This window comes from Faecalicatena sp., from assembly GCF_058819085.1.
Genome location: NZ_JBZUUL010000047.1, coordinates 1 through 6,625 on the forward strand (window position 1 = coordinate 1; position 6,625 = coordinate 6,625).

The 6,625-nt window shown below is 47.6% G+C and carries 5 protein-coding genes, 1 pseudogene and 1 other annotated feature; all 6 genes and pseudogenes read right to left on the reverse strand.

Features of this window, described 5'->3' with window-relative positions; translation table 11 throughout:
• A pseudogene (locus tag AC4OGX_RS20280) lies at positions 1–74 on the reverse strand (30S ribosomal protein S12); the annotation flags it as partial.
• Between the two features lie 242 nt (positions 75–316).
• Entirely contained in the window at positions 317–880 is a 564-nt protein-coding gene (locus AC4OGX_RS20285; protein ID WP_493332628.1) for an HD domain-containing protein, read from the reverse strand.
• A gap of 113 nt (positions 881–993) precedes the next feature.
• A complete protein-coding gene (proS, locus tag AC4OGX_RS20290; RefSeq protein WP_493332630.1) occupies positions 994–2,436 on the reverse strand; it encodes a proline--tRNA ligase in 1,443 nt (480 codons plus the stop codon).
• 91 nt (positions 2,437–2,527) lie between these two features.
• Positions 2,528–2,737, reverse strand: a binding site (T-box leader).
• 56 nt (positions 2,738–2,793) lie between these two features.
• Positions 2,794–3,930, reverse strand: a complete 1,137-nt coding sequence (locus tag AC4OGX_RS20295; RefSeq protein ID WP_493332631.1) for a toxic anion resistance protein — start codon at positions 3,928–3,930, stop codon at positions 2,794–2,796.
• A gap of 21 nt (positions 3,931–3,951) precedes the next feature.
• Positions 3,952–5,373, reverse strand: coding sequence for a 5-bromo-4-chloroindolyl phosphate hydrolysis family protein (locus tag AC4OGX_RS20300; RefSeq protein ID WP_493332632.1), 1,422 nt, complete (start codon positions 5,371–5,373; stop codon positions 3,952–3,954).
• A 210-nt stretch (positions 5,374–5,583) separates the two neighbouring features.
• Positions 5,584–6,543, reverse strand: coding sequence for a calcium/sodium antiporter (locus tag AC4OGX_RS20305; RefSeq protein ID WP_493332633.1), 960 nt, complete (start codon positions 6,541–6,543; stop codon positions 5,584–5,586).
• Positions 6,544–6,625: the final 82 nt, after the last annotated feature.

Genomic DNA, 6,625 nt, shown 5'->3' on the forward strand with positions numbered 1-6,625 from the left:
TGAAGTGCCGGTGCTGTAGATTTCTTTTCAGAAGTCTGACGTCCTTTTCTAACTAACTGGTTAAATGTTGGCATTCTTTTTCACCTCCTATGATTCTTCGTTACCTCCCACTTATGTGGTAAGGGGTTGCAGATAATCGTAATTATCTTGATTTGCGCACCAAAAACAGTCTGCCTTTGTGCACGCTAAATTAGTTTATTACGTTTTTTCGGGAAAGTCAAGGGATTTACAGCTAATTTCTTGAAGTTTTTGCAATTTTACTTTACCGCGCACGCCCAAAGTAAGCGTGCAGCAGCAACTTTACCTATAACACCTCTTATAATCCCAAATCATCCGCAATACTGCACATTTCTTCCAATGCAATGTCAATAAACTCATCCAGAGTCAATCCGGTAAATTCGATCGCTTCCATATAATCCCGGTTCGCTCCTGATGCAAACCGAAGCTCGCGGAATCTCTTATTGACTGATTTATGCTTTACGCTTGCGATCTTTTTGTCCGGGTAGATCTGGGCGATCGCTTTTAAAAATCCACTCATCGGGTCTGCCGCCAGTACCGCATACTGGAGATTCGTATGCGCTTTCACACCTGATGCCGGATTATGCGCACATATAGCATCGAACAATTCCTGATCATTTATACCTTCTTTTTTCAAAATTTCCACAGATGTCGGTCCGTGCACCTCCGGATGCTCCTGCCATTCACACTGCTCCTCGTCCAGATCATGCAGCAATCCGACGATTCCCCAGCGTTCCACCTGATCCGGCGCGATCCTCTTTGCGATCCCCTTCATAATTGCCTCAACTGCTAAAGAATGCTGGAGAAATCTCTCTCCAGTCATGTATTTTGTAAGAATGTTATATGCTTCTTCCCTGTTCATCTTCATCGCCTCCGTGTCAACTTTATTGTTTCGTCTTGTTCAAAGGGGTCAGACCCCTCTGCAAAAGGGTCAGACCCCTTTGCAAAAGTGCCTCACCCCTTCTGCTTCATTTCCTAGTATGATTTGCCCCAGTATACCATATGTTTCGCAGGTTTTCCGCAGCAGATGCAGACATCTGAGAGGTGCTCCTCATCATCCGGTATACATCTTGAGGATGCCCCGCCTGTCTGTGCCTTGATATCGTCCTCACATGCCTCATCTCCGCACCACATTGCTTTGATGAATCCACGGTTCTCCTGGAATTTCTCTTTCATCTCATCCATGGTGACTGCAGTATCAATATGGGAATCCAGGTATGCCTTTGCTCTGTTGAACATATCCTTCTGGATCGTCTCCAGGATTTCAGCCAGCTTTGTTGTGATCTCATCCAGGGATACTGCGATCTTCTCTCTTGTGTCACGGCGTACGACTACTACCTGATTATTTTCGATATCCTTTGGTCCGATCTCGATCCTTGTTGGGATACCCAGCATCTCCTGCTCGCTGAACTTCCATCCCGGACTCTTCTCAGAATCATCGATCTTCGCTCTGTATCCGGCAGCCTTTAATGCCTCAAGAAGTTCATTGGCCTTGTCCAGAACGCCTTCTTTATGCTGTGCGATCGGAATCACCCTTGTCTGTACAGGTGCGATCCTTGGCGGCAGCACCAGTCCGCTGTCATCTCCGTGTACCATAATGATCGCACCGATGATCCTTGTGGACAATCCCCAGGAGGTCTCGTACACGCTGTGCAGTTCATTATTCTTGTCTGCATATTTGATCTCAAACGCATCCGGGAATGCACTTCCGAAGAAATGGCTGGTTGCTGACTGCAGCGCCTTTCCATCATGCATCAGCGCTTCTACAGTGTAGGTATCCTGCGCTCCTGCAAATTTTTCACTCTCTGTTTTGCGTCCGCAGATAAGCGGGATCGCCAGGTCATCCTGAATAAAATCTCTATAAACATCGCGCATAGTCAGGGTTCTCTGCTCTGCCTCTTCATATGTTGCATGGATGGTGTGTCCTTCCTGCCATAAGAATTCCCTGGAACGTAAGAACGGTCTTGTCGTCTTCTCCCAGCGCAGCACAGAACACCACTGGTTCCATACCTTCGGCAGATCCCGGTAGGACTGTACTGTCTTACTCCATAAGTCACAGAATAATGTCTCTGATGTCGGGCGGATACAGAATCTCTCCTGGAGTCTTTCCAGTCCTCCGTGTGTGACCCATGCCACTTCCGGTGCAAAACCTTCGATATGGTCGGCTTCCTTCTGAAGGAGGTTCTCCGGGATCAAAACTGGAAGGTATACATTCTCTACTCCAGTTTCTTTAAAGCGCTTATCCAGGTCTGACTGGATATTCTCCCAGATCGCATAACCGTTTGGCAGATAGTTCAGGCATCCTTTTACACCTGAGTAATCACACAGCTTTGCTTCGCGTACGACATCCGTATACCACTGTGCGAAATCTTCATCTCTCGATGTGATCGATTCAACTAATTTCTTTTCCTTAGCCATAATATGTCTCCTTTTCCATTCTCCGGGGCATGTGCCTCGTTCTTTTCATATTCGGGGAAGAAAAAAACCGCCGAAGCCTTCTTCCCTCCAAAAAAGGGACCGAAAGTCTCGGCGGTACCACCCTAATTAACTGCATACTCTGACACAGTTCACTCATACACCGTTAACGCCGGTTCTACGCCGCGGTTTCCCACAGCAGCTCCCGGGCCGGTTCTATACCTTCCATGCAGGAGCCTCGCACCTTTATACTCCCTCTCTGCGGCACTTCTAAGTATATACTAATCCCGTTCATCGCTCATAGTATCTGTGATTTTACTCGAAAAGCCATATTTTGTCAAGACTTCAGGCCGAAATGCCTTATCCCTGTACCTGGAGCAGCTTCTGCTTGAGCTCACCCTCGAGCCTCTGCATCTCACGTTCTGCCTCCTGGCGTTTCTGTCTGCCCTCCTGCTGGATCTTCATCACTTCATCCAAGGTAGAGATCAGAGATTCATTCGTGTTCTTCAAGGTCTCAATATCCACAATGCCTCTCTCAGACTCTTTTGCGGTCTCAATTGTCGCTATCTTTAACTTCTCGGCATTGCGTTTCAGAAGTTCATTCGTCATATCCGTCACTTCTCTCTGGGCAGCCGCTGCCTGTGCGGAATGCTCCACACCCAGAGCGAGCACCATCTGGCTCTTCCACAGCGGGATCGTATTGACAACTGTAGACTGGATTTTCTCCACCATCAGGGTATCATTCCCCTGTACCAGACGGATCTGCGGTGCTGTCTGGATACAGATGGTACGTGTCAGCTCCAGATCATGGATCTTCTTCTCAAACCGGTTGCACATAGAGTCCAGATCCTTCGCCGCCTGCGCATCCTCGGGAAGCCCTGTCTGCTGTGCCTTTTGAAGAAGCTGCGGCAGATTCTCGCTGCGCACCTGGTTCAGTTTTTTCTTACCTGCCAGGATATACATGGAAAGCTCTTTAAAATAAGTCAGGTTCACTTCATACATCTTATCCAGGATCGCCACATCTTTCAGAAGCTGCACCTGGTGATTCTCAAGTACCTTCACGATCTGGTTGATATTGGTCTCCGCCTTGGCATACTTAGCCTTCATGGCATTGATCTTATTGGAGGTCTTCTTAAAGATACCCAGGAAGCCCTTTTCCTCTTCCTCGTCAAAATCCTTCAACTCTCTCACAACACCTGAGAGCAGGTCACCCACTTCGCCCAGATCCTTCGTCTTTACATTTTCAAGTGCAGACTCTGAAAAGTCCGCCATCTTTTTCTGCGTCCCCGCACCATACTGCAGGATGACAGAAGAATTCGTCAGATCGATCTGGCTGACAAAGGCATCCACTGCCTTCTTCTCTTCTTCAGTTAAAATACTGTCGTCAAGAGATGCCTCTTCTTTTTCCGGAACCGGCTGAACGGCCTTTTTTTCCTGCGGAAAAGGCTCCAGTGTCAATGTGGGGGTTGTTGCAAATGCTTCAAATTCATTACTCATAGTCTCTCCTCCAAACCTGATTTAAAAATCATCTTTTGTCAGCCCTTCCTGGGCAAGCATTGTATTCAGCACAGATATATCAGACGATACATCCCACGCTGTATCCTGGAACAAACTGTCCAGCAGCTTTTCAAAAGCCACATTCAAAGTATCCAGTGTCTTTTCGATCTCATTCTTAGATGTAATAATATTCTCGCCCTGGACCGGCAGAGAATCTAATTCCTCATAAGCCTCCAGAAGCTTTACTGTCGTAGGAAGATAATATTCCATCAGCCTGCGGATATCAGAAATACTCTCGGGATTCTGCTCCACCCTGTCAAAGATCCTGTCCACCAATACCTCCATCCGGGAAATCTTCGCAGAGATCTCTTCCCCTGGGATCGCATCATTACTCTCATGGATCTTCTTAATATACTCATCCCCTGTACGGATGATCTCCTGCACCTGCGGATCCAGCTTCTTCTGGTCTTTTGCCTGCTTTTCCTGTTCCTTAGCCTGCTGCTCACGGTTCAGCTTCTCTTCTAACTTCTGCTTTTCCATGCGTTCCATCAGATCATGATATTGTTCATATGCCTCGTTGCTCGTGATCAGACAGGTCCTCTGGCTGTCTAAGTGTCCCTGTCTGAACCAGCCCTTACGGATCATCTTTTCTATATCCTTCGTCACAAACTTACTGGACTTCTTAATGTTATCTGCCAGATACTTGATCTCGCAGTATTCCTTTTCTCCAAGCATGCCAAGGTAACGGCTGTATCTCTTTGCTTTTCCTAAAAGTGAAGTACCTGCCCCTGCCAGGATCCATCCCCCGACAGTAAATATCCCTGCCAATACCGCCAGTATCACCATAACAGATATGCCAAGAGGCATCGTCTCCGGTGATAAAAGGATGCCTGTGACAAGTGCTCCTAAAGTGAACAGCATTGAGATTCCTATGGAGAATCCCATAACCGTCATGATAATGCCGCCGACCTTTGCCCCGGTCGGTTTTGCAAACAATTCCTGACGCTTCATAGGAGCAGACGGCACTTCCGTCTGTGACGCGCGCTGTTCTGACGATCTGTATCCGGCCCGGCTTCCCTGGCTGTATGCAGTCTGCTGCCCCTGGTTAAAAGCACCGCCTTGTCTCTGCTGGTAAGTACCGGCCCGCTTCGCTTCGCCTCCCTGGTATCTCCCCTGGTACATGTTCTGTTCCTGCTGCCGGTTATACCGATACCCCTTTTTCTCCCACTGTGTGCCGTGGGGGCGGGACTGATATTGAAAATTCCGCGCAGTCTTATCCACAACGTCCCCGACATTGTGCAGACTCTTCTCCAATGTATCCATGGCGCCACTGATCGTATTTGTGATCGTCTGGTTCAGGCGGTTATAGTTCCGGGAGTCTATCGCCTCCTGGACCGTCCTGCTGATATCTTCGCCTAATTTCTCCCAATCTTGATTTTCCATTTTACCTCACCTAAACTTTATTTCGCTCCAAGGCTTCAATTCTGCCTATCTGCCACCTATTGTTTAATTCCCTATCGTTCCGGGAATCTACTGCCTGCGGGACTGTCCTGCTGTCCTGAGCCGCAGCCCGCAAGGACATATTTCCCGGTCAAGCCGCTTTAACTTAAAGTATAATAGAAATCCCTCAAAAAAGCAATGTAACTGAACACATTATCTCTTTAGAATATATACAAAAAATACTGCGTAAAACAGAAGGAACATGAACCCTTCCAGCTTAGAAAGCCCTTTTTTGCTGATCGCACAGATATAGACAAGCAGGCTTCCCACGATCAGGATAACCGTATCCTGCACTGCAAGGGCATTCACCGTGATCGGTGCAATCGATGCGGATGCTCCCAGGATCAGGAGGATATTGAAAATATTAGATCCCACAACATTCCCCAGAGCCAGGTCATTCTCTCCCTTTTTCGCAGCCACCATGGAAGTCACCAGTTCCGGGAGGGAAGTTCCAAGTGCCACAATGGTCAAACCGATAAATGTCTGGCTTAATCCAAAGCTTGCTGCAATATCTGATGCACTCTCCACCACAAAATCACCGCCGATAATGATGCCGGCAATTCCGATCACAACATAGATCACACTGCGCAGCGGTGTCAGCGCTTCGTACTCCTCTTCCGGTTCCCCGGACTCGGCGATCTTCTTTCTGGAGTACAAAGCATCGATCACTGCAGATATCACAAACCCGACAAACAAGACAAGCAGAAAAATCCCACAAGGTCTTGTCAGAACGAATTCCCGGTCACCGGCCAGAGCATCCTGGAAATTAAATCCTGTCAGCATCAGCAGTAAAATTCCTGTAATGACGATAGAAAACGGAAATTCACGTTTTAAGATCGACCATTTCACCCTCATCGGCTGCACGATCGCACTCGCTCCCAATACCACCATAAGATTAAATATATTCGAACCGATCACATTGCTCACTGCCAGGTCATTCTTTCCCTGGAGTGCTGCCGTAATACTGACGGATGCCTCCGGCATGCTTGTCCCGAATGCAACAACAGTCAGTCCGATCACAATGGACGGAACCTTCAGAAGTTTAGCGGCACTGGAACTTCCGTCCACAAAAAAATCCGCGCCTTTAATAAGCAGAAAAAATCCAATAATCAATAACTAAGACTTCCCATACCCCAAATGGGCTTCGCACCTTGAAAATTCAATATTTCAGCTAACAAAATAGCAATTTATGCCA